Genomic DNA, 24,712 nt, shown 5'->3' with positions numbered 1-24,712 from the left:
CAAGCCGGCAAACAGCTAAATAAAAATAAGGAGGTTAGTAAGCACCATACGCCAATATGGTACGGAAACTGGTAGTTATTACGGAATCATTTAATATAACCGATATTTGAACGGACTTATAGAGAGATAAAACGAAAAATAATCGAATAGGAGGTAAGCACTTGTTACCATTAGCAGACTACACATACAAAGTCACTGCATTAGTTGATGGTTGGCAAAAGGATTACTTTATCAAAAGCACGTCGCAGCTAACCGAGGAACAGTTAAAAGATGAAGCGTTAAAGATTATCGAAGGTGATTCAATACGATTGCTAGGTTATAAAAAATTAGATTACTGAAGGGGCGTATTATAATGGCGAAAGATAAAAATAAAATTGTATGGATTAGCAAAACAGGCGAAAAATTCACGGAAGAAGAATTGAGAATTAGAGTAGCGGGTACTCCCGAAGAAGTCGCAGAAATGGAAGCAGGAGCGGACAAGGAACGTGAGATTGTTCGACAATGGGCATATGCAAATATAGATAAAGTGATTGACCGATTAATCAAAGAAATGGACTTTACACCGGAACAGTTAGCGCAAATGGAACGTGAAGTAGAAGAAGGTACGCACTAATGAAGCGATTAAGTTGGGTAGACGTGTGGTACGTAAGTTTGTTCGTATTAGGTATCGTATTTTTTTGTGTGAGTGCTATTACTGCGTAGATATTTATGGGAGCGTTCTTGTGGGGCGCTTCTTTTTTGCATAAAAACGAATTATTTTTCGGAAAAGTGCCGAATCAACACGTCAAAATGACAAGATAGTAGTGTAAGGCTATTTAAAAAGAAGTATTTGAAAAGAATTTACGGAAAAATGCCGAATTTTTTGCTTTCTGACGTAGGTCTATAAGAGGGGTGAAAATTTTATCCCTTGAAAATATTAAATTAAAAGGAGAGGTTTTATGTTTTTTATTAACAAAGGGTTTGAAAGCTATGGAGATTACATTTTTGATTATGAATATGATAAGGGTGGCGATCCGGAATATCCGCATTTGATATGGATTCATAGTAATGATAATCCGGATAAAGTCATCGGTAGGAGGTATTTTAAAGAAAGCACAAGTAAGCGCCACATGATTAACTTCATGAAGAAGTTCGCTAATGATTCAGATTATCGAAAGAAATGGTGCAATAAGGAGGTGAGCGCTTAATGCTTCTCGACATCATTTACCGTCAAGTAATCGAAGTACCGGACGAGGCATTCGACGTTCGAGAAGGTTATCCGGGAAGTGGCGCACTAGCTTTTCACCGTCACCATGTCGCAGGACTTCCGCTTCAACAATCAGAAATATTTATCCGGCAATTATATAACGGAGAATTAGAGTTTATTACCGATAACAAACGCGTTAAGAATTGCGCTTATTGCGGTTTTTACTGGTACGACGAAAGCACTCGTAATAATGCGAAGTTATGCTCCGAATCATGCCGTAAAGCGCATAGAGCGTTACAGAAGGCAGAAGAACGAGGGCGAAAGCCGAAAGCAGCGCCGGAAAAATTGCGCGAAATAGACTACTATATCCACGAATTGGAATACGCATACTGGCGAGATGAAAAAATAATGCAGAATTATATCGCACGGCATGAACGGTTATCAACGGCAGGATTTATTGAACGACAAAGTAATCATAATTTAGCTTTCGGGGAAGGTAACCGGCAAGGTAATAGACGAAGAGGCTTTCCGAAGTTACCGAAATACTAAACTTTGCGACAAAGAACGTACTATTGAGGGGGTTTTAAATAATGACAAACGAACAAGTGAAACTAATCCGCTTGTATAGCGGTCAAAGTCAAGAACGGTTTGCGGAAGATGTCGGACTAGGTGCAAGCACAATCGCAAAAATTGAAGTAGGTTATGCAAGAGTAACGGACAGGGTTAGAGCGAGAATACTTCGCAAATACGACCTAACTAATCCGGAGTTTATAGCTTTTTGTGAACGTATGAATAAATCGGAGAAGGTGAGTACATGACCGTACCTATGAAATTAAAAAGTAGCGGAGAAATATTCGACAAAACGAAGTTAGCAAGTGCAACAAGTGACACGCTTTATGTGAAGCTACCTTCTGGACTATTTAATTACGTACATGTTCCGGGGTATAAACCGGAATACAGTCATTTGTATTCAATCATAGTCGATTTTTATAACGTAAATTACGGATATGCGTTCCCTACAGAGTGGCAAATTGCTAAAGTGTACGGTAAAAGTATTAAGACTGTTCGCAACCATTTACGGCAACTAGAAAGGTTAGGATTAATTCTGATCATTAAGAATAGCCGTAACAAGATGTATGTTCCGCTAAAGCCGTTGACTAAAGAACAATTATTCATAGAGTGTCCGGAAGCTGAACGTAGATTACTAGAAATTGAGGAAGCGGAAAAACAAGAGTATGAGCGAGAATTTATTCCTAGGGAAGTAATTGAGGAAATCGCAAAACAGAAGGCAGAAATATAAACCGGTAAAACAGAGGATTAATACCGGTAAAACAGAGTCAAAAAGACGGTAAAATAGCGAATAAATCAACGTATGCTTTACCGTATATCAAGAATTATTTAACGATATTTATACCGAGAATTATTCCGAGAATTATCTAGCACATGCTAACGCATGTACTGGAAGTCTTATACTCACATACGTTCGTAACGACTTCCTAAAGGGATTGTATAGGCGTATATTATTTTTCGGAAAAGAACTTATTATACGGATAAAGTAATATACGCTATAAGACGTTATTATATAGGCGAAGCGAGATAAAAGCTGGAGGGACTAGGAGATAATTAAACTTTGCGACAAATTTTGTATAGGTGAAGGGATATATTTCCCTTATAAATACTTACGAGTTGAGAGGAGTTGAACGGAGTGGATAATCTCATAAAAGACAATGTAATTATCGCAATCGAAAAGCAAGCACTGGCGACATACTTACTTGCACTAGCACAAATCGAAGGGAATAACCGCACTCACGTACACCGTGAAATGCTTTTGGTTATTGATGAATTGAATAAGCAGTTTAATTTGTAAGAGTATTAAAAACGAGATGAGATGAAAAGGAGACGATATTATGAATCAAACAAAACAATGTACAAAGTGTAATGAGGTAAAGCGAGTTAGTGAATTTAACAAGGACCATCGCAACAAAGGGAGTTTGAGAAGTTATTGCCGAAGTTGTCAAGCGAATTATAATCGACAATACACAATGTCAAATATAGGAAAAGCGCATAAAGCGTTATCTAAAGCTAAATACAATCGAAAACTAGCCGAAAAAAAGTACGGAATATCTATAAAGGATACGTTAAAAATATATGATATTGCGTTTATACAAGCCGAAAGAGAGTGTATATACTGTGAACAGGATGTGCCAAGAGGGCAAATGACAATCGACCATGTTCTTACTTTTGCGCAGGGAGGTACAAATGAGTTTAGTAATCTATTACCTGCATGTAATACATGTAACAAGCGAAAAGGTAGTAAACCGGTACTTGAGTTTTTAAAAGAATCTTGCGACGAGCATGTCACTAAACAAGTAGTATTTAGATTGGCACTAAGACAACGTATCAACTATGAGGAAATGTTACTAAAGTTACAAGCACCGGAACAATTACAAGAGATAGTTAGTCAATAAAAATATACTAAATTGGTGGTACATGCCTAGATAAATTCTAGGCTTATTTATTTTGCAATTAATTGTAATCGCTTACAAATATAAAGGAGATGGAGAAATGGAAAAATTTAATCGAGAAACTATGTTAAAAGTGAGATTACACCAAGCAGAACAAAAGAGAAAAGAAGCAACTAGAGAACTATTACGCACGCTATGTGAAATTGACGACCTACAATCGCAAATGGACGACGCAAAGCTGTACGACACCAGCCGAGAACAAGTTAACAGACTACTGACGGATGAGCAAGGCAATGTGCAATGACCATGTACAGGAGTTACGCCGTCAATTAGGAGAAGTACAACTTGCGCACCAACAAGCAACCGAGATATTGGTCGAGCAGTTAGCGGAGATTAAGCGTATCCGTGCCGAATTAATAGCCTTACAAGGCGGTGAATCGGAAGTATGACCGATAAACAATGTATGTACGATGGAAAAGTAATGACAATATTGGAATATAAACGCAAGCAAGCCGTATCACAGTTTGAGCAACGATTGACGCAACTATCAAAGTCTTGCGCTAGTCAACAACATGATGGAACTTGCGTTATTACAGGTGAACAATGTTCCGTATTAAATGACGGATTCCCAACGCACCAAAATAGACGTTGCCTATATTTTGAACAATCCGTCTTGCCAGCTGATAACGCAACCTTTAAGGATTACTTCGCTATTATGCAAGGTGACAAGGTACAATCCGTTACCTATGACGGTACTTGTAGACGTTGCCAAGAGGAATTTTTAAAGAAAGCGAAGAATCAACTCTATTGTGCTTCTTGCGCCAGTTATCTAGCGAAAGAACGTAAGCGTAAATACTACCATAAAACCGCAAATTAAAGGCTAAAACTAGACAAAGTAACGTATCTAAAACGTTGATATAACAGGCTTTATAAGGCGTACATTATAGAGCCGATACCTAGTATATGCGATTGCGTTTTACTTTGTCTAGTAAGCCTAAAATAACGAGGGAGGCTGACCGTTTGCAATATACAAAAATGAACGACCACACACGAATGGGAAACGGAAATACATCGCTAGTTTATTCCGACACTTATAAACCGGTATTTCTCGATGGCGGAATATTATCCGTCACTACTTCCGGTTATACGCTAACAAATAAAGCCGGCGAAGTTGTCGAAAGTGGATCAGAAAATGATCCGTTACAAATTATCAAGGCGCTAGGCTATTCCGTTAAACCGTTAACGATAAAGGATGATATTAGAGGCGTTACTCTTCCCTATGAAACATATCAACTTCGTTATGACTTCGGAAACGTCGTCCGAGACAAAGACAATAAGCGCAAGTTCTTTGCCGTTCTCATTAAGGACGAAGATAACGGATGTACTGGAATCGGTATAACGGAGAAAAAGGAAGGTTTAACATATGCCGTTCATTCTGTTTATATTCCGGAAGCTATGAACAAGTTTGATAGAGCGCAGTATCTTGTAGACTATGTTAACGATCTACTGTTTGCGAATGAAGTCTCCTATATTCAAGCAATAGGAGCGAATTATTCTAACGTTAAAGACAGATTAAACAAGGAGCATACAAAAATAGAAGGTGCAATTAGTTCTGTGACAAATATTGAAGAGGCGGAAGGGTTAGCGCTGGACGCAATGAAAAGAAAATCTAGTATTTCGGAAGTGTTTTCCGAGCCTATAAAGTACAAAAAAGGTGGGAATTAGATGGCGAAAAAGAAACGCAACTCAAGTTTGCGAAACATGAAAGACAACCGCAAACGGAAGAGTATGTCCGACGGAAAGAATTGGATTAAACGCCTATTAGAGCCGAAAGAGGACGAACAAGAACAAAAAAAGAAGCGTAAGCGAAGTAATAAAGACGGAGCGAAACGGCTTAGAGGCGACCATTTATAAAAAGGGGCGATAAATAATGAGCGAAGAAAATCCGAACTACAAGCAATTATACGAGCAACTACAAGCGGATATTGACGCTAAAAAAGCGGAAGTTACCGAAAATAAGAAGCGACAACTATTACTGGACGCAGGCTATTCCGAGGAACAAGCAAGCAAATACCTATCTAAAGTCGAAGGCGAAACGGAACAAGAGTACAAGTTGTCCGTAGACAGGTTAAAGCAAGATATACCACCAACAAAGCGCAAGTATGCCGAACCCGGCACAATGAACGGACGCAGATTACGACCAAAAACAAAAGATAGATCAGAAGTTGGACGTGAGGCAGTACGACGATTAAAGGCTAAAGGTAAAATACGCTAACTTAAGGAGGCGGATAACATGGAAATTTCCCAGAGGCTATTAAATGAGATTGTCAGAAAACGATTAGACCGAGAAAAAGCTAAACACGAAAAAGAAGTTAAACAGTTAAAAGCAAGAATTGCCGAACTCGAAGGCGAACCATTGGAACCGGAAGAAGTCGAACAACCGACGGACGAGGAACCGGAGGAAATCGAAGAACAAAGCGAACTATCCGACGAAGAACAAGACGAATACAAAGCTAAATACTTTGACGCACTAAAGCGTAAAGCACTACTTGACGCAGGATTTACGCTAGACCAACTAGATACGTATTCGCAGTATGTTAAAGGCGATACAGAGGACGAAATAGAGCGACAAGCACTAGAATTATCTCGAGAGATTAAAGGCGAAAGTAAGTACGCAGACCCAAACGCCACTAAGACTAAAAAAGTGTGGAACTTTTTCGGGTAAGCGATTATAAAAACTAAAATAAAACAAAAAAAGGGAGATTGATTTTATATGACAACTTTATTCATGTTACAAAATTCTGGAGATTATGCACAACACAAAGTAGTAGAGGTGGACCAATCGCAAGCGCAAGCGTTGATTGAATCGGGCAAAGCCGTTCAAACTTCGTTCGGAGAGTACGACCAGTACCGACAACAAGCTAAAAAGTTACATTCCGATTATAAAAAAACCAAAGCTAAAATTGAGGCAAGCGACAATCCTATGTACACGGAAGATGTAAAAAAATATGAACTAGACAAAGCATATAAAGAATACGAACAAGCAACGCAACAACTACAAGCAGATTGGACGCAAAAGCGCCAAGAAATGCAAGCGGAAGCCTACCGCAAGGCTGCCAAAGCAACTGTACCAGTTACACAATCGGATAAAGAAATGGCGGAGCAAGTAGCGAATAGACTAACTCTAAAAGTACAGAGTGCCGTAAATGAGCATGAACTAGCGGAAGCAGTTACAGAAGCCGAGAACACTATCAATTACTTATCGGACTCCGAAAAGGTTGCATTACAAGCGAATATCTACAACGTATTACAGGCGATTGATAGTAAAGCGTCCAACTATAACACCACGTCAATTAATGGCAAAGGCGTACTATCATCCGTACAAAACTTATCTAATCTCGATTTACTTGCCGGCAAGTTAGCGGCACAAATACCCGATACAGTAAACCAAGAATATCGAACGTTAAACGTAGTTAAAAACGGGCATAAAATGCGCCGTAGTTACTAAAATGATACGCCATTAAAAACTTATAAAAAGGAGAGGTTTAACGATGAAAAATATAACAATTACGCTAAAAAAAGTAGAATTAGAAAGGTCCCGAAGTGTATATCGAGCATTTACCGCGAAGATCGACGGTAAAGACTTGACGAACACGTTTGACGAAGATACAACAGTCATTGACTTTATCGAAAATACCATCCGGCAAACACTAGCTAACGCAATCAGTGACCGAGAAAACAATATTGATATAACTATCACACTTCCGGATGAAATTACGTTGAGTGCAGCACTAAAAACGCATTTAAAGGACAAGTACGAGGTAGACGAAGTATTTAATAGTATTACGTTCGCATAAATATTCAAACGCCGTTATGACCACGTTCGCGAGTGTGGGAGGCGTATTTTTTTTACGTAGAAAGCGGGGTGAACGGATGGGAAAGACGCAAGAATTAAAATTCGAGTGTTATTCTGTTGAGGAGTTAGCGGAGTTAAAACGGTCAATAGAGTTACAAGGCGGACGTATAAAGCATATCGGAGTAGAACCGAAAAAAGGGCAGCGCTATGTGGTTACGGTTAAGTTTTCGTAATAAATAGAGGTTTTTACAGGACGCTGGGAGTTAGCGTCTTTTGTTTACTTTCATTTTTAGAGTACATAGATTACCATAGAAGTAAAAGAGAAAAAAGGGTGATATTGTGGCTATTAAAGTAATTACAAGAATAAGACTTCCGTATGTTATTAGAATGGAAACAGTTAAGAAAATGACAGTAAAATTAAGTCCTACTGACGATTTACCGGAGTTACAAATTACGTTTTATCCAAATTTAAAAGATGAAACTTATTACAACGATATATATTCGGAAAATACTTGTTTATACATTGAAGTAGAAGCTATATCAAATAAATTAAACTTTGAAGATTATAAAAAGATAAAAAAGGATAGTTATTTTGTTATTGATGTCCCGGAGGAAGATAGAAAAAAATTATTCTTTCAATTAGCCGAGGAAATTAATGTGTATTTATATAAATTAAATACGATTACTGGAATGTTTTGGGTTGAGGACCTTCCAGTTAATCCTTTGAGTGGGTTGCTAGGTAAAAATAGTAGCTTCATATTTTTGAAGCCAACTCAAAAAATAGACGATGGTAATTTAGAATTGAGTACCTATTTAGACGACTACCAGGAAACTGCAATTAATAAAAAAATAAAACAAATTAATGAAGAAATTATTAGTAGAACAATACATAACGAAATTATAGTTGGAGAATGGAATAAGTATCTAAATAAAGCTCAAGTTGCACTATTTGAAAGTAAGTACGAAGAATGCATAATTAATTGTGCTATTGCCGCAGAAGCATTTATTAAAGAAGTTGTGGGTGAAAATTCAAACGCAAGATTTATGTGGGGAGTAGGAAATGATATAGTTTTAGACAAATTAATTAATAGTAACGGCAAAATGGTAGATAAATATTACAATGTAATTTTAAAATACCTCTTTAAAAATAGCCTGTTAGAAGTCGAACCTGAGTTGCATCGAAATCTTACAAATATTTTTACTGTTAGAAACACAATAATGCATGGAAGTAAAATTAATTCAAACACTCTTAAAAAAATTGGCTTTGATGGTGAGACTGAATTAAATTTTGATATTTGTTATGAATTTTTGAAAAAATTATATAAAACTGTTAATACAGTCCGTAAAATAACTTTTAGTTACGCTAAGAATCTTTATAATAACGAAAATAATATCTTAAAAGAGGATTCGAATTTGGAAAATGGCGGAATTAAAAATGAGGATTAACAAATTCTTTCGGTAAAGTCGTGTTTCTAGGAACTACTTTGACGCAATAAGAAACGTATAGAGGGATAGTTGTCCGTCTTTATTCCTTCTATGACTTGTCACCGTGAATAAGTTACCGTATAATAATCTATAACGTATTATAATACGCAAATAGACTATATACGGTATACTAAACAGTGTGAACAACGCTAAAGCCTTCGGATAAGCTACCGCATAGCACTTCGGTAATATAACGAGTGTTAGTTGTTTCCTAAACAATGCGTCGCAGGTTCAATTCCTGCTAGGGCCTTTAATTAGCGATTAAAAAACAAAATATATGCTGTGAACAATACGACAGGAATAAGTAATCCATATGCAAATCCCCCTAATTTGTTCCCATCTTTTATCGTTCGTCTACAATGAACCACTATTCTATATAGGATAAATAATGTAAGTATAATTAAGATTACGTCTCCCATTAATCTCTCACCTCATCTAGATTGGAATCATCAATCATTTTTCCAAATTCTAATTTATCTAAATGATAAGTAACTGTAATATCAGCATTTGGATACAAGTTTTTATGCCAGTCTGCTTGTTCATATTCTGGTACAGTAAGAAAATTTTTGCGTACATACAGTGACCAATAGAATGGATCTGATTGATATTCTTTTTGAGATTTTTCAATCAATTTATCTGTTTTTTCTTGTAATCGTTGAATAATAGCATCAGCTAATTTCTTTTGTTTTTCTTTATTTTGTGTGTAATTGACGAGGCTTGGAACGGCAATTACTTCTGCATGAAAGTGAACATCTACTTGTATCGTAGTTGGTTTACTTTTATGATAAGTAATATTTATATTAGGATCTTTTGGTTGGGCATAATCATAGGTGATGCGGTATTCTGGCATAAGTGGATCTGGTATTGTCGCTAAATAATCATCCATTTCAAGTGTAGGATCTAACATATATGCAACTCTAGTATCTTCCCCATCAAGTGTATCAATCATTTTCCCTTCTTTAAAGACAGCAGACCCCATGAACTGTGTAGGAGAGCCACCAATTTGAGGAATTTCCCCTGCGATATAGTTGTCTTCAAATCCTTTTTTATTTGTTTTATCTTCGGACATTTCATTTGTCGCGTAGATTGCCAAAAATAAATCTGCATCACCTTCCGTGATTTGAAAGAAACGATGTAAAGTTGATTCAGGTATAATTCCTGTTTGTGATGCCCTTGTTAACATAAATTGATAGTACTTATGTGGCCGCTGTTCTGTAATTGGTTGATTATGATTGATAAAGTCTGATGCTTTTTCTTTTGAGACAATAAGTTGTACTTTTCTTCTAATTTGAGGTGTTCTAGATGCTGATTGGATGATTCGAATAAAGTCATCAGACCTTGCTAATTCCTCAGATATAACTATAATCTTTGTATGATCTAACGTTATTTTCTTTGCAACAAATGAATTTGCAGTATATGTTGCACTTAAGAAATCTGCCCCATTTACTGTCACTATTTCTGATGGAGGTTCATCAGCACTTCCTTGTACTGCGGCAGATCCAACCTCTGGGTTTGCAATTTGGTATGTAAACGCATAGACACCCTTTTGATCTGTTGCATCGACACCCATAGCAACGACATACGATTGTTGCTCTAGTTCAATTCTGTCATTACAAGCGGTTAATATAATGAGTAAGGAAGTATACAAAAATAATCTTTTCACTTTTTTAATTCTCCCTTCATGAATGCAACGAGCAATAATATGTATGGGAAAATAATTAAAAAAGGCGACATTGTATTCAATAATTGATCATGAAAAACTAATTCATTTCTAGCAGAACTAAATGGCAACAAACCATATGAGCCAATAATAAAACAAAAAGGTAATAACAATGGCTCAAAATTACGAATATGAAAAACAGCACCGTATATCCATACAATAATGTATCCTAAAATGATAAACTTCAAAAAAGCTGCGAATAACCAAAATACCATAAAGATTGTTTCAATATTAGTAAAGTATTGTCCCATATTGATAAATTGAGTGATATCATGAAACAAAAAGGCAATCTTAGATACAGAGTTATAATCAAAAACCGTTACATAGATTATGCAATAAAGTGTTATCTCAAGTATTGCAATACATGCTGCAATGATACTTCCTTTTCGAAACATCTTCGTATCTTGTGCCGCTAAATAAGCAATAAGAAAGAAGATGAGTTCACCAAACATAGATGATTTTAAAAATCCTTCTTTTAAAACAATGGAGAAATCTGCTCCAAAAATTGGATAAATTCTTTCAAATACTACATCACCAAAAACTAATATAACGATAAGGAACGCCGATAATTTAACAAAGAGTAAACCAATCCAAGTGGTGTACCCAATTACTTCTATGCCCCTTTTTGCACCGAAGAAAGCCACAGTAAAAAATATAAAGAAAATAGCTATGGTAGGAGACTCAGGAAAATACAACAACTTTATTTGTTCCACGTAATTTCTACTTTGTACAGTTGTTGTGAATAAGGCGAAGAGAAATAAAATAATTCCCAGTATTTTTCCGCCCCACTTACCTAATAGTTGTTCAAACATTTCAATTAAATTTTTATCTTTATATTTTTTTAATAAATATAAAAGGATAAGAAAGCTAGGAAAAATACATACAAAACCTATGATAGGAATGAGCCAAAAGCCATTTTGTGCTTTTTGTGCAAGTAATGCAGGTGTCGAGTCAGATAATTTAATCCCTACAATGATTAACACCATTGCAGCAATTTCTCTTCCCCTTAAAAAACCATTGTTTTGCATGTCTGCTTTCTCCTTTCTATTTATTTCCTCGTTTGATGGAATTCTTTAAATCAAGATAACCAGGTCGATACGTCTCCTTCTTCAGTAAGCCACGAAATACGGTATCTTTAGAAGAACTGAATACAGGTGACATTGGTGAAAAGAATGGCACACCAAATGACTTTAATGATGCTGCATACATAAAGAAAATTAAAAAGGCTCCTGTTAGTGCAAGCATGCCATAGAAACCTGCAGCAAAAATAAAAATAAAGCGGACCATTCGAACAGCGAAATTGATACTTAAATCAGGTAAAGCAAAAGAAGATAGCCCTGATAATGCGACAATAATAACAATGATTGGGCTAATAATATTTGCTTGAACGGCCGCTTGTCCGAGAATTAATGCACCAACAATACCAATGGTCGGTCCAAGTGGATTAGGAATTCGTATACCAGCTTCTCTAATTAATTCAAAAGCAATCTCCATAATAAGTACTTCAAAAATAAGTGGAAATGGCACTCTTTCTCGAGAGGCTGTAATAGCTAATAGTAAATCTGGTGGAATCATCTCACTATGAAAGTTAGAAACAGCGACATATGTTGCGCTAATCATCGAAGTTAAATAAAAACAAAATAAACGTATTGCTCTACTAAAGTTTCCATAAAAAAAACGTAGATACCTGTCTTCAGGTGTATGAAAGTAAGACCAGAACGTAACAGGAACGATGAGACATGCAGCGGAAGTATTCATTAACAAAATAATATACCCATCTTCTAAAAAGGCTGTCGCTTTATCTGGTTTTTCTGTATAAAGAATAGTAGGCAATAAGGAATATGGACGTTCTTCTAAATACTGTTCAAGAAGTTCCAGATTACGAACAGAATCTACATTGATATCTTTTAGACGTTTTCTGATATTATCAACAAGCTCTTCATTCACAACATCCTTAATGTACATCATATTCACTTCATTAATAGACCTCTTCCCTACTTGAATGCCCTCATTTACTAAACATTGATTATGTAATTGTTTACGAATGAGGGAGATATTTGAATTTAATGATTCCGTAAAAGCATCTTGAGGCCCTTTAATGACACTTTCATTCTCTGACTTTGTAATGGTACGATGTTGAAAGTCAGAGGCATCCATAGAATACGCAATGGTATCTCCATCAATAAACATGATAACTTTTCCACTATTCACATTTTGAATGGCATTCTCGAAATCTGTTACTTCTTCGATATTTTCAATTGTGACGATATTGGCTAATTTATCATGGCTATCTTGTTCCAAAAGTGGTTTGATAATATGTAGATTAATCGTATCGCCATTCACAATCGAACCATAATAAAAAAGACATGCTTCTTTATTTTTAAATTTCACATGTAATGTACGCATGCTAAAATCTTTATTTACTTCATAATAGAACGACTTTTTCATTTCCTCTATATTATTCTCTAAAGAAGGATCGATATGTTTATTGACCAATTGTTTTCGTTTTGTTCGCAATAGGAAGCTTCCTCCTTTTTCTGTCAATTGGAATGTTCACAATATAGTATTCGCGATTTTGTGTAGAACATACGAAATTAGACAAATCGATTTTGGAGTGAATAACCGTTACTTGTGAACAGACTCCGTGAAAAATGGAAACTACTTGCAATCTAATCATAATTAGTTACAATAAATAGTAGGGGAGAAACATTTCAAGAAAGTGAAAATGCAAACGTTTACAAATTAAAGGAGCGATAGGGATGGATATGACGAGAATACCAGCAAGAGAAGGTAACTACAATGTGACGAGTTATGAGGAAGTTAGAGAGAAGTTCGACTGGGAAGAGATAAAAAAAGCATTTACTTGGTATGAAACAGGTAAAGTAAATGCAGCATATGAAGCAGTTGATAAACATGCAAATAACCCATCATTACAAGACAAAGTAGCATTATTATATACAGCACCTGATCGTGAAGAAAAAGTAACATTCAGTCAACTAAGTAAACGTAGCAATCAAGTAGCAAATGTACTAAAGAAATATGACGTACAAAAAGGGGATCGAGTTTTTTTATTTATGCCTAGAAGCCCAGAATTTTATGCTAGTTTCTTTGGTATCTTAAAGATTGGGGCAATTGCTGGGCCATTGTTTGAAGCATTTATGGAACAGGCAGTTCGTGACAGACTAGAGGATAGTGAAGCAACGATGCTGATCACGACACCTGAATTGTTACAACGTGTGCCTGTTGATGAATTGCCAAAACTTGAACAAATTGTGTTAATTAGCGATGAGGAAATCGATACAGATAAATATATTGATTTCAATAAAGAAGTAACAAATGCGGCAGAGACATTTGATATAGAATGGGTGGACCTTGAAGATGGAATGCTTATTCATTATACATCAGGTTCTACAGGCAAGCCAAAGGGGGTATATCATGTACACAATGCTATGATTCAACATTACGCAACAGGAAAATGGGTAATTGATTTAAAAGAAGACGATACGTATTGGTGCACAGCAGATCCTGGCTGGGTAACTGGCACAAGCTACGGTATTTTCGCACCATGGCTGCATGGGGTAACGAATGTGATTAGAGGTGGACGATTTACACCAGAATCTTGGTATGAAACATTAGATAAACATCATGTAACAATATGGTATACTGCTCCAACAGCATTACGTAAATTCGTAAGTGCTGGTGAAGAATTAGTAAGACAATACGATTTTTCTCATTTGCGTCATATTATGAGTGTCGGGGAACCTTTGAATCCTGAAGTAATCACATGGGCATTACGTGTATTTGATTTACGTATACATGATACGTGGTGGATGACAGAAACAGGTGCGATGCTTATTGTGAATCTACCATGTATGGAAATAAGACCAGGTTCTATGGGGAAACCTATTCCTGGTGTAGATGCAGCAATTGTAGATAATGAAGGAAATGTATTGCCGCCAAATCAAATGGGTAATTTAGCAATTAAAAAAGGTTGGCCTTCTATGATGCGTGCGATTTGGAGCAATCCGGGCAAATACGAAAGTTATTTTCTTAATGGATGGTATGTGTCAGGGGATAGTGCATACATGGATGAAGACGGTTATTTTTGGTTCCAAGGACGTTTGGATGATGTTATTAATACATCAGGTGAACGCGTTGGACCATTTGAAGTGGAGAGTAAGCTCATTGAACATAAAGCTGTTGCAGAAGCTGGTGTTATAGGAAAACCAGATCCAGAACGTGGAGAGATCATTAAAGCATTTATTACATTAAATCCAGGTTATGAAGCTTCTGATGAGTTATTAGAAGATATCCGACTTTTTGTTAAAACAGGCTTAAGTGCACATGCGGCACCAAGAGAAATTGAAATTAAAGATAGTATTCCAAAAACAAGAAGTGGAAAAATTATGCGTCGACTGTTGAAATCATGGGAATTAGGATTACCGACAGGCGATACATCTACACTAGAAGAATAAATAAAAACAAGGAAATCCGATTATTGATTGGATTTCCTTGTTTTATTTTTTAAGCTTCTAAATCGCCTTGTGGTCCGAAAAATTCAAAGTGGATATCTGATTCTTCCACATTCCATTCTTTTAAAGCTTTAAATACTGCTTTCATGAATGGTTCTGGTCCACAGAAGTAGAAGGAAGCATCTGTTGTCGGAATAATGGATTGTAAGAATGTTAAATCAATAAAACCAGTTTTATCACAAGTACTTTCATCTACAGGCTTCTCATAAACAGTGTAGCAATGTACATGGTCACTTTTTGATGCAGCATTCGTTACTTCATCTTTTAATGCATGCATCTTTTCTGTTTGTGCCGCATGAATATAATGAATTTCACGATTTGGTTGTTGCTCGATTGCTGTATGAAGCATGCTTGTTAATGGTGTTAAACCAACACCACCGCTAATTAATACAAGCGGTTTTGTCTCTTTATTTAATACGAAATCGCCTGCAGGTGCACTAATAGCAATTTTGTCCCCTTCTGTTACTTGTTCATGTAAGAAAATAGATACAACGCCATCTGGATGTCCTTCCATGCCTGTTTCTTTTTTTACACTAATTCGGAAATATTCACTATTTGGTTGACAGGACAAACTATATTGTCTTTGGCAAGTATATGGAATACCAGGCACTTGTACTTTTACTGTAATATATTGGCCCGCTTCAAATGTAGGAATCTCCCCTAAGTCAGCTGGTTTTAAATAAAAGGAAGTAATCACATCACTTTCTTCTACTTTTTGAATGACAGTAAAGTCACGATAGCCAATCCATCCTCCTTTTTGTTGTGCTGTTTCTTGATACATTTCTTTTTCTACACTGATAAATGCATCTGCAATCACACCATAAGCCTCTGCCCATGCATTTGTAATAGTATCTGTACAGGCATCACCAAGGACGTCTTTCATTGCTTTTAATAAATTCTCTCCAACAATTGGATAATGTTCCGCACGAATATTCAAACTGCGGTGTTTATGTGCAATTTGTTTTACGACAGGCAAAATGTTGTGCAATTGATCGATATTAGCAGCCGCTGCATAGACAGCATTCGCTAATGCTTGAGGTTGCTTACCTCTTTTTTGGTTTGTTTGATTAAAGATATTTTTAAGTTCCGGATGATTTGTAAATAATAATTGATAAAATCGAGAAGTAATAGCATTACCATGTTGTTCAAGTACTGGTACTGTGGACTTTACGATTTCAATTGTTTCTTTTGATAAAGGTTGAGTTTGAGTTGACATAACAATCTCCTTTTAAAACATGTATTTTGTTTACATGTTTTATTGTATAAAAAGTTGCAAAAGTAATTCAAGGGGATTTAGACGAAAGGTATGACAATTTTGTTACATACTATTGTCAAATTATTGACTAAACGTGTAGACTTAGACTATTGAGTGAATTAAAGGAGCATGTATTTATGCGGTTAAAGAAATATACCGATTATGCGTTACGTGTACTTATTTACACAGCGTCAAAAAATGAAAAGACGAGCATCAATGAGATATCAGACACATTTTTTATTTCAACAGAGCATATTCGGAAAGTTGTCCATCAGTTGAGTGTGAACGGTTATATTGAAACAATAAGAGGTAGAAATGGCGGCATGATATTAGCAAAAGAGCCAAAGGATATTAATGTTGGTGCTGTTGTGCGGTTAATGGAAAATGATTTTTATATGTTAGAGTGCTTTGACGGTAATCATAACCAATGTGTCATCACATCAGCATGTCATTTAAAACACGCTGTTGCAAAAGCAATCGCTGCTTTTTTTCAAGTATTAGATGGCTATACATTAGAGGATTTAGTAGGAAATAAAGAGGAATTAAAACAGTTGATGAATATAGATATGGAGAGCTGAGGATGATTGCTCTCCATATTTTTTATAAGGAGAAAGAATAACAAGAGTTGCTACGTTCCTAAACGGGCACTAGAGCTTTTGTCCGTCTAGCTCAAGCGCCCAGGAACTAGGGGACTTCGATAATCAACTATCAATAAGTCATCATCGATTCGCAAGCTCATCGTGATTCCTTTATTTCTGTTGATTCTCTCCAGTCCCTACGTTCCTAAACGGGCACTAGAGCTTTTGTTATTTCTTTGTAATTTGAAAGTTATCTTCTAGTAGTAGCCAGTTTTGGGGGAAGGATAGGCCTAGTTTCCAATAGCTGATGCCGCGTAGATTTTTTTCTTTAATTAAATCAAATTTCCGTTGAATGGATCTTGCATCCTCGAACCATACTTCGTGTCTTTTGCCAATACTATCTGTATAAAAGAAATACGGTGCTTGTGATTTTTGATCATATAAAATGGATTGATTATTATCTCGTGCAACGGTGATGGCTTGTTGTGGGCTTACGGCTTTTGCATATTCGCCACCAGGAACATATGGCAATGTCCAATCATAACCATATAAATTTTGACCTAGCATAATTTTATTTGCAGGGATTTCAGTGAGCGCATAATCTACGACATCCGTAACAGGTCCAATTGGTGATACAGCCATTGGTGGGCCGCCACTATATCCCCATTCATATGTCATAAGTACGACAAAATCAACAATATCCCCATGAGCTTTATAATCATGTGCTTCATACCATTCACCTTTTTGGTCAGCACTAGTTTTCGGGGCTAACGCTGTAGAAACTAACAACCCTTCTTCGTGTAGACGTGCAGTAGCCTTTTCTAAAAATTTTTGGTAATCTGCTTTATTTGCTGGTGGCAAAAATTCAAAATCAAAGGAAACATCACCATATCCAATTTCTTTCGCTGTAGAAATAATTTGCTCTAGTAATGTATTTTGGACATTTTCATCTGTCAAAATGCTTTTGCCTAATTCTGCACTAAATGCGCCATCTTCTAAATTTGTTACAACAAGCATCAATACAGTATTATTACTTTTTGCGATGGACGCAAAGTCATTAAGTGGTGGCGGAATGAGCTCTCCTTTTCTCGATACTTGGTAGGAAAAAGGTGCAAGATATGTGAGGTTTTTGCTATGCTTTCTCGCTGCTTCCTCGAGTGTATCCGATACGGTTCCACCTGTAGGTTCAATATATGCGTTTGCTTCTACTTGTCTTTTGGGTGTTTCCGGAATGTATAGCCTTGTACCTATTTGAAGTGGTTGATATAGATTGATTTGATTGACACGAGCAAGCTCAGTTGCCTGGATTCCAAATTTTTGTCCGATTGTATATAAACTATCTCCTTGTTGTACAGTGTAAAATTCCCCGTAAATCGGAATCACTAAAGCTTGCCCTATGACGAGTGATACATTTGGATCTAATTCATTTGCAGTTGCGATACGCTGATATGTTGTTCCAAACTGATTAGCAATTTGATATAAATTGTCACCTTGTTTAACGATGTATATTTGCACTAGTTGTTCTCCTCTCTATATGGTGTCTCTTCTTACATGTATGACAAAACTTAAGAGAGTAGAACGTCGAAATAACGTTTAAATGGCATCTATTTTTGCATTAAATACTTTTTCCATTAATTGTAGTGCTTCATTGTTATGTCGTTCCGTATTTGAAGCTACACAATTTTTAGGCACATGCAATGTATAGCCTCGCATATGCGCATCATTTGCTGTGAATAATACGCAAATATTACCAGCAATTCCGGTAATGATTAAATGTTCAATTTCTAAATTCTCTAATAATGAGCGTAATGGTGTCCGGAAGAATCCTGACATTTGTGGTTTCATAATGAAGTAATCTTCAGAATCCGGTAATCCGACATTTATCACATCTTTATTTTCTTTTGTCTCACAAGCTTTAGCAATTTTCTTGTAATCCGTTTCCCACGTATCATAATGGTCATTAATATAGATAATAGGATAATGATTGTCTTTGGCGTAATTTTTTAACTTTTCAATATTAGGAAGAATTTTCTTTGTATGTTCTAATAAGTGTTTCCCTTCATGAAAATCAAAATCATTCATTAAATCAATAACTAATAATGCTGTATTCACAAATCGATACCTCCATTCTCTTCTGTTGACAACATACCCTAACTTAAAGGAATTCATGCATGAAATACTTGCACTTCTTTCATTTTTTCGGCACTATTAATCACATAAAGGAACATTTTACTTGTTCATCATTCAATAAATTAGGAAAAGTGTGAGAATATGATGGAAGCTTATTATATGCAATTAGCGATAGAAGAGGCAAAAAAGGCAGAAAATTTAGGTGAGGTTCCGATAGGTGCTGTGATTGTCTATAAGGGTGAAGTCATTGCAACTGGGCATAATCGAAGAGAACAACTTCAAGCAACACATGCTCATGCAGAGATGATTGCAATTGAAAAAGCCAATGCCTATTTAAATAGTTGGCGCCTAGATGGTTGTACATTATATGTCACATTAGAGCCATGTCCTATGTGTGCTGGTGCCATTGTACAAGCAAGAATTCCACATGTGGTGTATGGTGCTCGGGATCCAAAGGCAGGATGCTGTGGTTCTATCATGAATCTTTTAGAAAATGAAGCATTTAATCATAAAGTGCATGTTACAAGTGGCGTGATGGCAGATGAATGTGGACATTTATTAAGTCATTTTTTTCAAATATTAAGAGAAGAAAGGCAAGCTGTAGAAGAAAAAATTCAATTATACCATCCTGATCCAACAAAAACGATGCAAAAAGTGGATAAGCAAAAGTATGAAATAATAAAAGGTGCAATTATGAAAGAATTAGAAAAAGAAGCACTGACATTGAAGGAATTACGCAATAAATTAAAAATGAATCTAAACAAATCGTTTGATGGATCAATTGATTGGTATTGTACATCTGTAAAATTAGATTTAGAGGCAAGAAATAAGATAGAGAGAGTAGATACAAACAAACCACATCGCTTCAGGCTTAAGGAGTAAAACATGGGTGAGTATAAGTCATCATCGGTTCGCAAGCTCGCCGTGATTCCTTTTCCACTGTGAAGCGTCCGTAATACCCACAACATAATAAGAGTATTATACATTTCGTATGCTAGTTGTGTGTATACGGTCGCTAACACTCTGATAAGTTTCGCTACCAATCAGTTAGAGTTTACAACTCTAACTGATTGAAGTCTCACTTTATCTCAGTAGGTTCACTCCAGTCTCTACGTTTCTAACCAGGCGTTTCCGCTTTTGTTCTTAGGAAACTTGCACTTTTAGATGAAAAAGGGTATACTAATAAATGCGCGTAAGTTGCGCAACTGATTATATTAGCAAATTTGCCGTGCTAGGTGGGGAGGTAGCGGTGCCCTGTACTCGCAATCCGCTGTAGCGAGACTGAGTACCTTGCTGAGGTGCCATTGCTTTAAGGTCTGCCTTAAGGGAGTAGTGTTGACGTCCGGGTCCTGCGCAACAGGAACTCGTGAACCATGTCAGGTCCGGAAGGAAGCAGCATTAAGCGATTCTTCTTGTGTGCCGCAGGGAAGCCTGGGCCGAGCTATGAACTTAAGTAACGCTTTGGGCAGTGTCATCGAAGCTTGGTGCACGGCGTTATATACATATAGTAAACCTCTTGTCATTGGACGAGAGGTTTTTTGCTGCATAGGAAATCAGAATGCTAGTAGGTAAATGGTCACTAACACACTGATAAGTTTCGCTACCAATCAGTTAGAGTTTACAACTCCAACTGATTGAAGTCTCACTTTATCTCAGTTGGTTCACTCCAGTCGCTACGTTTCTAAACGGACGTTTCCGCTTTTGTTCTCGTCTAGCTCCAACGCCCAGAAACTAGGCGACTTCGCAAACCGCCCTACGATAAGTCATCATCGATTCGCAAGCTCATCGTGATTCCTTTATCTCAGTTGGTTCACTCCAGTCGCTACGTTTCTAAACGGACGTTTCCGCTTTTGTATATTTGTGTAGCAGAAGTATTTCAATTTCTTATAGCTTGTACTCGTTTTTATTGTTGGGATTTGCTACAATAATAGAAGCGGTAATAAATTATGGTAAAGGGGTCAAAAAGATGGGATATCAGGCATTATATCGCGTTTGGCGTCCGAAGAATTTTGAGGATGTTGTTGGACAAGGACATATTACGCGTACATTGCAAAATGCGATTATGCAGGATAAATTTACTCATGCATATTTATTTTCAGGTCCTCGTGGTACAGGAAAGACGAGTGCAGCCAAAATATTTGCTAAAGCGGTGAATTGTGAGAGAAGCCCATCATTAGAACCTTGTAATGAATGTGCTGCATGCAGAGGTATACAAGATGGCTCCATATCAGATGTCGTTGAAATAGATGCTGCTTCTAATAACGGTGTGGAACAAATCCGCGATATCCGTGATAAAGTAAAGTATGCACCGAGCGTTACTACATATAAAGTATACATTATTGATGAAGTGCACATGTTATCGATTGGTGCATTTAACGCATTATTAAAAACATTAGAAGAACCACCGAAACATGTAATTTTTATATTGGCAACAACAGAGCCACATAAAATACCATTAACCATTATTTCAAGATGTCAACGATTTGATTTTAAGCGTATTTCTCAACAAGCAATGGTTGATCGGATGGCCCATATTACAAGGGAAGAAAATGTTGCCATTTCTACTCAAGCATTAGAGATGGTAGCACTAGCTGCTGAAGGTGGAATGCGTGATGCGTTAAGTTTATTAGATCAGGCAATTTCCTATAGCGAAGAAGAAGTGACAGTAGAAGATGTACTTGCAGTCACAGGTTCTGTTTCCCAACAAAATTTAGCTACTATCGTCCAAGTAATGTATGATAAAAATGTACAACAAGCATTAGTAGAAGTGGATCAATTGATTCAGACAGGAAAAGATCCAGGACGTTTTGTCTTTGACCTTATTTACTTTTTACGTGATATCTTACTGTATCAAACAGCGTCTAATTTAGAAAATGTTTTAGAGCGTGCGATTGTTGATGATCGATTTAAAGAGTTGACTGGTAATATAGATGCAATTTGGCTGCAATCAGCAATAAAAGAATTGAATGCATGCCAACAAGAAATTAAGTGGACAAATAGCCCAAAGGTATTTATTGAAATAGCTATATTGAAAATTTGCCAACAAGAGGCGAAGCAATCTGAGAGTACATCTAATGATTACGAACAATTACTTCAAAAAATATCGATGCTTGAAAATAAGTTAAAAGAGATGCCAAAACAAATTGTTGAGCAAGAGAAAATACCTCAACAACAACGAAGAAGTACACCTAGTCGAAATAATTATAATGTACCATATGATAGAATTAGACATGTGTTGACAGAAGCGTCAAAAGACTTAGTTAAACAAGTTCGAACAAAATGGCCTAATATTATGGAAACACTAAAGAAAAGAAGTGCACCAGCACATGCTACTATTCAGAATAGTAAGCCAAGTGCAGCTTCTCCGAATTTTATAATACTTGCCTTTCGTTATGAAATACACTGTTCGCTTGCATTAGAACATAAACAAACGATAGAATTAGTCTTATCTGAAGTACTAGGACATGAGATTAGTTTTATCCCTATTCCTGAGGAAAACTGGAATACATTAAGAGAAGAATATGTAAAGAAACAAAAAGAACAAGATTCGACTGATACAACACCTACTATAAAGGAACAAGATCCTGTTATAGATAAGGCGAGAGAGTTGGTCGGCGAGGATTTGTTAGAAGTGCATGATGAATAATAATATTTATATACATTTTTAGGAGGGATTTCCATGCGTGGTGGAGGAAATATGAACAAAATGATGAAACAAATGCAAAAAATGCAAAGAGATATGATGAAGGCACAAGAAGAACTTCAAGAAATGACTTTTGAAGCAACTGCAGGTGGCGGAATGGTCAAAATTACGGCAAATGGAAAAAAGGAAATTACAGATATCGAAATTAAAGAAGAAGTAGTGGATCCAGATGATATCGAAATGCTACAAGATTTAATTTTGGCTGCAACAAATGAAGTATTAAAAGAAGTAGAAGACAAGACAAATGATACAATGGGTAAATTCACAAAAGGATTAAATTTACCTGGAGGCATGTTCTAGGAGGCAGTTTGCATGTATTATCCAGAGCCAATATCAAAATTGATTGATAGTTTTACGAAATTGCCAGGTATCGGACCGAAGACAGCAGTCCGCCTGGCTTTCTTTGTACTAAATATGAAAGAAGATGACGTATTAGACTTTGCAAAAGCATTAGCTAACGCGAAAAGAGAGTTAAGTCATTGTAGTATATGTGGGCATATTACAGATCAGGATCCTTGTGCAATTTGTACAGATAATACAAGGGATAGTTCTTTAATTTGTGTCGTACAAGATCCAAAAGATGTGATAGCAATGGAAAAAATGAGGGAATTCCGAGGGAAATACCATGTGTTGCATGGTGCCATTTCCCCAATGGATGGAATTGGGCCTGAAGATATTAATGTACCTTCATTAATTAACAGATTAAAAGATGACGAAATTCAAGAATTGATTCTAGCAACAAACCCGAATATAGAAGGAGAAGCAACAGCGATGTATATATCTAAGTTAGTAAAACCTTCTGGAATTAAAACAACAAGAATTGCACACGGCTTACCAATGGGTGGAGACTTAGAGTATGCGGATGAAGTTACTTTGTCTAAGGCATTAGAAGGAAGAAGAGAACTATAAAAAGGGTGGTTGTATGCTTAAATCAAAAAAGGTAAAAAAGTCTGTATTAGACCAAGACATCTTAACATCTATACAACAACTAAAGTCTGAATGGGATCATTTAGAATCAATAATGTATCGTAGTATTGAACCTAGCGAGAAGGGACAGTTTGATTTAGCAGTAACTAAAGCGAAGTATTTGTATTTGATTAAAGAAGCAAAATATAGAAGCATCTCTGCAAATTAACCAGTCTATTTCTTCCCCTTTCTACATATAGTAGTAATAATTATATTGTACAAAGGGGACAAGCAAATGGATATATGGATAATCGGAGGTATAATAGTTTTAATTGTTCTTCTTCTAGTAAAAGGTATACCGATTAATTTTACAAAGCTGATTGGACAAAGTGCAATTAAAGTAACAATAGGTGTTCTATTTTTATTCTTTTTTAATCTTTTCGGTGCTTCATTTGGATTGCACATACCGATCAACATTTTCACAACAGTTGTTGTTGGAATTTTAGGCATTCCAGGAATTGCATCATTAACTGCCATTCATTTATTTATCGTGTAACAACGGAATATATTTTTCTTATTAGAATGGATGTAAAAAGAAGTGTGGCTATTAGCTATCACTTCTTTTTTAATAGTTTTGAAATATTTTTTAGGAAAAGTGTTGACTTACAAGTTTAATAGATGGTATAGTATTACTTGTCGCTGAAAACGACGCAATGTTATCTCAACTTGACTTAAATAATTAATTAAAAAGTTGTTGACATTGAATTTTAAAAGTGATATACTTTAAAAGTTGTCACAAAAACTTGATCATTGAAAACTGAACAAAACAACCAGTATGATATATAGTAAGAAATGCTAGCTTTTAGAAGCGAGCTTAAAGTCAACTTTATTTGAGA

General features: G+C 36.2%; 33 protein-coding genes and 1 other RNA gene. 27 read left to right on the top strand and 7 right to left on the bottom strand.

Annotated features, from left to right (window positions below):
- Window positions 1–161: 161 nt before the first annotated feature.
- The 18 genes from ACFOZ1_RS08010 to ACFOZ1_RS07925 all read left to right on the top strand — a co-directional run bounded on the left by ACFOZ1_RS08010 (window position 162) and on the right by ACFOZ1_RS07925 (window position 8,953).
- A complete protein-coding gene (locus tag ACFOZ1_RS08010; protein WP_390198219.1) occupies window positions 162–338 on the top strand; it encodes a hypothetical protein in 177 nt (58 codons plus the stop codon).
- A gap of 14 nt (window positions 339–352) precedes the next feature.
- Window positions 353–613, top strand: coding sequence for a hypothetical protein (locus ACFOZ1_RS08005; protein ID WP_390198216.1), 261 nt, complete (start codon window positions 353–355; stop codon window positions 611–613).
- A 325-nt stretch (window positions 614–938) separates the two neighbouring features.
- On the top strand, window positions 939–1,187 hold the full coding sequence (locus tag ACFOZ1_RS08000; RefSeq protein WP_390198214.1) for a hypothetical protein: 249 nt from the start codon (window positions 939–941) through the stop codon (window positions 1,185–1,187).
- The gene (locus tag ACFOZ1_RS07995) at window positions 1,187–1,735 is read left to right on the top strand and encodes a hypothetical protein (protein ID WP_390198212.1); all 549 of its coding nucleotides are present in this window, start codon (window positions 1,187–1,189) and stop codon (window positions 1,733–1,735) included. The genes ACFOZ1_RS08000 and ACFOZ1_RS07995 overlap by 1 nt, the downstream gene beginning before the upstream one ends.
- 41 nt (window positions 1,736–1,776) lie before the next feature.
- Window positions 1,777–2,004, top strand: a complete 228-nt coding sequence (locus ACFOZ1_RS07990; protein WP_390198209.1) for a helix-turn-helix domain-containing protein — start codon at window positions 1,777–1,779, stop codon at window positions 2,002–2,004.
- Entirely contained in the window at window positions 2,001–2,486 is a 486-nt protein-coding gene (locus ACFOZ1_RS07985) for a helix-turn-helix domain-containing protein (RefSeq protein WP_390198207.1), read from the top strand. Before ACFOZ1_RS07990 ends, ACFOZ1_RS07985 begins: the two co-directional genes overlap by 4 nt.
- Before the next feature lie 405 nt (window positions 2,487–2,891).
- Window positions 2,892–3,053, top strand: a complete 162-nt coding sequence (locus ACFOZ1_RS07980) for a hypothetical protein (RefSeq protein WP_390198205.1) — start codon at window positions 2,892–2,894, stop codon at window positions 3,051–3,053.
- Between the two features lie 40 nt (window positions 3,054–3,093).
- Entirely contained in the window at window positions 3,094–3,654 is a 561-nt protein-coding gene (locus ACFOZ1_RS07975; protein ID WP_390198202.1) for an HNH endonuclease, read from the top strand.
- A 97-nt stretch (window positions 3,655–3,751) separates the two neighbouring features.
- A complete protein-coding gene (locus tag ACFOZ1_RS07970; protein ID WP_390198200.1) occupies window positions 3,752–3,955 on the top strand; it encodes a hypothetical protein in 204 nt (67 codons plus the stop codon).
- Window positions 3,945–4,100 carry a hypothetical protein gene (locus tag ACFOZ1_RS07965; protein WP_390198197.1) on the top strand — a complete coding sequence of 52 codons (156 nt, stop codon included), beginning with the start codon at window positions 3,945–3,947 and terminating at the stop codon, window positions 4,098–4,100. The genes ACFOZ1_RS07970 and ACFOZ1_RS07965 overlap by 11 nt, the downstream gene beginning before the upstream one ends.
- Window positions 4,097–4,528: a hypothetical protein gene (locus tag ACFOZ1_RS07960; protein WP_390198194.1), complete on the top strand. Its 432-nt coding sequence runs from the start codon at window positions 4,097–4,099 to the stop codon at window positions 4,526–4,528. The genes ACFOZ1_RS07965 and ACFOZ1_RS07960 overlap by 4 nt, the downstream gene beginning before the upstream one ends.
- Before the next feature lie 143 nt (window positions 4,529–4,671).
- Window positions 4,672–5,376: a hypothetical protein gene (locus ACFOZ1_RS07955; protein WP_390198192.1), complete on the top strand. Its 705-nt coding sequence runs from the start codon at window positions 4,672–4,674 to the stop codon at window positions 5,374–5,376.
- Window positions 5,377–5,565 carry a hypothetical protein gene (locus ACFOZ1_RS07950; RefSeq protein ID WP_390198191.1) on the top strand — a complete coding sequence of 63 codons (189 nt, stop codon included), beginning with the start codon at window positions 5,377–5,379 and terminating at the stop codon, window positions 5,563–5,565.
- Between the two features lie 16 nt (window positions 5,566–5,581).
- On the top strand, window positions 5,582–5,926 hold the full coding sequence (locus tag ACFOZ1_RS07945; RefSeq protein WP_390198188.1) for a hypothetical protein: 345 nt from the start codon (window positions 5,582–5,584) through the stop codon (window positions 5,924–5,926).
- 18 nt (window positions 5,927–5,944) lie between these two features.
- Window positions 5,945–6,376: a hypothetical protein gene (locus ACFOZ1_RS07940; RefSeq protein WP_390198186.1), complete on the top strand. Its 432-nt coding sequence runs from the start codon at window positions 5,945–5,947 to the stop codon at window positions 6,374–6,376.
- Window positions 6,377–6,424: 48 nt separating this feature from the next.
- Window positions 6,425–7,159, top strand: a complete 735-nt coding sequence (locus tag ACFOZ1_RS07935) for an OmpH/Skp family outer membrane protein (protein ID WP_390198183.1) — start codon at window positions 6,425–6,427, stop codon at window positions 7,157–7,159.
- A 43-nt stretch (window positions 7,160–7,202) separates the two neighbouring features.
- A complete protein-coding gene (locus ACFOZ1_RS07930) occupies window positions 7,203–7,508 on the top strand; it encodes a hypothetical protein (RefSeq protein ID WP_390198180.1) in 306 nt (101 codons plus the stop codon).
- Between the two features lie 338 nt (window positions 7,509–7,846).
- Window positions 7,847–8,953: a hypothetical protein gene (locus ACFOZ1_RS07925; RefSeq protein ID WP_390198178.1), complete on the top strand. Its 1,107-nt coding sequence runs from the start codon at window positions 7,847–7,849 to the stop codon at window positions 8,951–8,953.
- 293 nt (window positions 8,954–9,246) lie between these two features.
- Here the strand turns inward: ACFOZ1_RS07925 and ACFOZ1_RS07920 are convergent, their stop codons facing one another.
- The 4 genes from ACFOZ1_RS07920 to ACFOZ1_RS07905 are packed head-to-tail and all read right to left on the bottom strand — an operon-like array spanning window position 9,247 to window position 13,229.
- Window positions 9,247–9,411 carry a hypothetical protein gene (locus tag ACFOZ1_RS07920; protein ID WP_390198175.1) on the bottom strand — a complete coding sequence of 55 codons (165 nt, stop codon included), beginning with the start codon at window positions 9,409–9,411 and terminating at the stop codon, window positions 9,247–9,249.
- Entirely contained in the window at window positions 9,411–10,655 is a 1,245-nt protein-coding gene (locus ACFOZ1_RS07915) for a Ger(x)C family spore germination protein (RefSeq protein WP_390198174.1), read from the bottom strand. Before ACFOZ1_RS07915 ends, ACFOZ1_RS07920 begins: the two co-directional genes overlap by 1 nt.
- Window positions 10,652–11,740 (bottom strand): GerAB/ArcD/ProY family transporter, encoded by a 1,089-nt coding sequence (locus ACFOZ1_RS07910; protein WP_390198171.1) that lies wholly within the window; start codon window positions 11,738–11,740, stop codon window positions 10,652–10,654. Before ACFOZ1_RS07910 ends, ACFOZ1_RS07915 begins: the two co-directional genes overlap by 4 nt.
- 16 nt (window positions 11,741–11,756) lie before the next feature.
- Window positions 11,757–13,229 (bottom strand): spore germination protein, encoded by a 1,473-nt coding sequence (locus tag ACFOZ1_RS07905; RefSeq protein ID WP_390198169.1) that lies wholly within the window; start codon window positions 13,227–13,229, stop codon window positions 11,757–11,759.
- Window positions 13,230–13,471: 242 nt separating this feature from the next.
- Here ACFOZ1_RS07905 and acsA point away from each other — a divergent pair, with 242 nt between their 5' ends.
- The gene (acsA, locus tag ACFOZ1_RS07900; protein ID WP_390198166.1) at window positions 13,472–15,187 is read left to right on the top strand and encodes an acetate--CoA ligase; all 1,716 of its coding nucleotides are present in this window, start codon (window positions 13,472–13,474) and stop codon (window positions 15,185–15,187) included.
- A 49-nt stretch (window positions 15,188–15,236) separates the two neighbouring features.
- On the opposite strand, the gene hmpA is transcribed toward acsA, so the two are convergent.
- Window positions 15,237–16,460: an NO-inducible flavohemoprotein gene (hmpA, locus tag ACFOZ1_RS07895; protein ID WP_390198163.1), complete on the bottom strand. Its 1,224-nt coding sequence runs from the start codon at window positions 16,458–16,460 to the stop codon at window positions 15,237–15,239.
- A 176-nt stretch (window positions 16,461–16,636) separates the two neighbouring features.
- Here hmpA and ACFOZ1_RS07890 point away from each other — a divergent pair, with 176 nt between their 5' ends.
- Window positions 16,637–17,077 (top strand): RrF2 family transcriptional regulator, encoded by a 441-nt coding sequence (locus ACFOZ1_RS07890; protein ID WP_390198160.1) that lies wholly within the window; start codon window positions 16,637–16,639, stop codon window positions 17,075–17,077.
- A 228-nt stretch (window positions 17,078–17,305) separates the two neighbouring features.
- On the opposite strand, the gene ACFOZ1_RS07885 is transcribed toward ACFOZ1_RS07890, so the two are convergent.
- On the bottom strand, window positions 17,306–18,592 hold the full coding sequence (locus tag ACFOZ1_RS07885) for a LysM peptidoglycan-binding domain-containing protein (RefSeq protein ID WP_390198157.1): 1,287 nt from the start codon (window positions 18,590–18,592) through the stop codon (window positions 17,306–17,308).
- A 78-nt stretch (window positions 18,593–18,670) separates the two neighbouring features.
- The gene (locus ACFOZ1_RS07880) at window positions 18,671–19,189 is read right to left on the bottom strand and encodes a cysteine hydrolase family protein (RefSeq protein ID WP_390198154.1); all 519 of its coding nucleotides are present in this window, start codon (window positions 19,187–19,189) and stop codon (window positions 18,671–18,673) included.
- A gap of 159 nt (window positions 19,190–19,348) precedes the next feature.
- Here ACFOZ1_RS07880 and tadA point away from each other — a divergent pair, with 159 nt between their 5' ends.
- The 7 genes from tadA (at window position 19,349) to ACFOZ1_RS07845 (ending at window position 24,372) form a co-directional block, all read left to right on the top strand.
- Window positions 19,349–20,089, top strand: coding sequence for a tRNA adenosine(34) deaminase TadA (tadA, locus tag ACFOZ1_RS07875; RefSeq protein WP_390198152.1), 741 nt, complete (start codon window positions 19,349–19,351; stop codon window positions 20,087–20,089).
- A 344-nt stretch (window positions 20,090–20,433) separates the two neighbouring features.
- An RNA gene (gene ffs / locus ACFOZ1_RS07870) (signal recognition particle sRNA large type) lies at window positions 20,434–20,699 on the top strand.
- A gap of 474 nt (window positions 20,700–21,173) precedes the next feature.
- A complete protein-coding gene (gene dnaX, locus ACFOZ1_RS07865; RefSeq protein WP_390198149.1) occupies window positions 21,174–22,853 on the top strand; it encodes a DNA polymerase III subunit gamma/tau in 1,680 nt (559 codons plus the stop codon).
- Between the two features lie 33 nt (window positions 22,854–22,886).
- Entirely contained in the window at window positions 22,887–23,210 is a 324-nt protein-coding gene (locus tag ACFOZ1_RS07860) for a YbaB/EbfC family nucleoid-associated protein (RefSeq protein WP_390198148.1), read from the top strand.
- Window positions 23,211–23,222: 12 nt separating this feature from the next.
- On the top strand, window positions 23,223–23,819 hold the full coding sequence (gene recR / locus ACFOZ1_RS07855) for a recombination mediator RecR (RefSeq protein WP_390198145.1): 597 nt from the start codon (window positions 23,223–23,225) through the stop codon (window positions 23,817–23,819).
- A 13-nt stretch (window positions 23,820–23,832) separates the two neighbouring features.
- The gene (locus tag ACFOZ1_RS07850; protein WP_390198143.1) at window positions 23,833–24,045 is read left to right on the top strand and encodes a YaaL family protein; all 213 of its coding nucleotides are present in this window, start codon (window positions 23,833–23,835) and stop codon (window positions 24,043–24,045) included.
- Window positions 24,046–24,111: 66 nt separating this feature from the next.
- A complete protein-coding gene (locus ACFOZ1_RS07845; RefSeq protein WP_390198140.1) occupies window positions 24,112–24,372 on the top strand; it encodes a pro-sigmaK processing inhibitor BofA family protein in 261 nt (86 codons plus the stop codon).
- Window positions 24,373–24,712: the final 340 nt, after the last annotated feature.

The organism is Gracilibacillus marinus (assembly GCF_042651725.1).
Lineage (GTDB): Bacteria > Bacillota > Bacilli > Bacillales > Amphibacillaceae > Gracilibacillus > Gracilibacillus marinus.
The sequence above is the reverse complement of the archived record's forward strand: the minus strand, read 5'-3'. Positions and strand labels throughout refer to the sequence as shown.

Coding starts and splice junctions, on each gene's coding strand:
- ACFOZ1_RS08005 (WP_390198216.1), top strand. CDS start 353: ATGGCGAAAGATAAAAATAAAATTGTATGGATTAGCAAAACAGGCGAA.
- ACFOZ1_RS08000 (WP_390198214.1), top strand. CDS start 939: ATGTTTTTTATTAACAAAGGGTTTGAAAGCTATGGAGATTACATTTTT.
- ACFOZ1_RS07995 (WP_390198212.1), top strand. CDS start 1,187: ATGCTTCTCGACATCATTTACCGTCAAGTAATCGAAGTACCGGACGAG.
- ACFOZ1_RS07990 (WP_390198209.1), top strand. CDS start 1,777: ATGACAAACGAACAAGTGAAACTAATCCGCTTGTATAGCGGTCAAAGT.
- ACFOZ1_RS07985 (WP_390198207.1), top strand. CDS start 2,001: ATGACCGTACCTATGAAATTAAAAAGTAGCGGAGAAATATTCGACAAA.
- ACFOZ1_RS07975 (WP_390198202.1), top strand. CDS start 3,094: ATGAATCAAACAAAACAATGTACAAAGTGTAATGAGGTAAAGCGAGTT.
- ACFOZ1_RS07970 (WP_390198200.1), top strand. CDS start 3,752: ATGGAAAAATTTAATCGAGAAACTATGTTAAAAGTGAGATTACACCAA.
- ACFOZ1_RS07965 (WP_390198197.1), top strand. CDS start 3,945: ATGTGCAATGACCATGTACAGGAGTTACGCCGTCAATTAGGAGAAGTA.
- ACFOZ1_RS07960 (WP_390198194.1), top strand. CDS start 4,097: ATGACCGATAAACAATGTATGTACGATGGAAAAGTAATGACAATATTG.
- ACFOZ1_RS07950 (WP_390198191.1), top strand. CDS start 5,377: ATGGCGAAAAAGAAACGCAACTCAAGTTTGCGAAACATGAAAGACAAC.
- ACFOZ1_RS07945 (WP_390198188.1), top strand. CDS start 5,582: ATGAGCGAAGAAAATCCGAACTACAAGCAATTATACGAGCAACTACAA.
- ACFOZ1_RS07940 (WP_390198186.1), top strand. CDS start 5,945: ATGGAAATTTCCCAGAGGCTATTAAATGAGATTGTCAGAAAACGATTA.
- ACFOZ1_RS07935 (WP_390198183.1), top strand. CDS start 6,425: ATGACAACTTTATTCATGTTACAAAATTCTGGAGATTATGCACAACAC.
- ACFOZ1_RS07930 (WP_390198180.1), top strand. CDS start 7,203: ATGAAAAATATAACAATTACGCTAAAAAAAGTAGAATTAGAAAGGTCC.
- ACFOZ1_RS07920 (WP_390198175.1), bottom strand. CDS start 9,411: ATGGGAGACGTAATCTTAATTATACTTACATTATTTATCCTATATAGA.
- ACFOZ1_RS07910 (WP_390198171.1), bottom strand. CDS start 11,740: ATGCAAAACAATGGTTTTTTAAGGGGAAGAGAAATTGCTGCAATGGTG.
- acsA (WP_390198166.1), top strand. CDS start 13,472: ATGGATATGACGAGAATACCAGCAAGAGAAGGTAACTACAATGTGACG.
- hmpA (WP_390198163.1), bottom strand. CDS start 16,460: ATGTCAACTCAAACTCAACCTTTATCAAAAGAAACAATTGAAATCGTA.
- ACFOZ1_RS07890 (WP_390198160.1), top strand. CDS start 16,637: ATGCGGTTAAAGAAATATACCGATTATGCGTTACGTGTACTTATTTAC.
- tadA (WP_390198152.1), top strand. CDS start 19,349: ATGATGGAAGCTTATTATATGCAATTAGCGATAGAAGAGGCAAAAAAG.
- dnaX (WP_390198149.1), top strand. CDS start 21,174: ATGGGATATCAGGCATTATATCGCGTTTGGCGTCCGAAGAATTTTGAG.
- ACFOZ1_RS07860 (WP_390198148.1), top strand. CDS start 22,887: ATGCGTGGTGGAGGAAATATGAACAAAATGATGAAACAAATGCAAAAA.
- recR (WP_390198145.1), top strand. CDS start 23,223: ATGTATTATCCAGAGCCAATATCAAAATTGATTGATAGTTTTACGAAA.
- ACFOZ1_RS07850 (WP_390198143.1), top strand. CDS start 23,833: ATGCTTAAATCAAAAAAGGTAAAAAAGTCTGTATTAGACCAAGACATC.
- ACFOZ1_RS07845 (WP_390198140.1), top strand. CDS start 24,112: ATGGATATATGGATAATCGGAGGTATAATAGTTTTAATTGTTCTTCTT.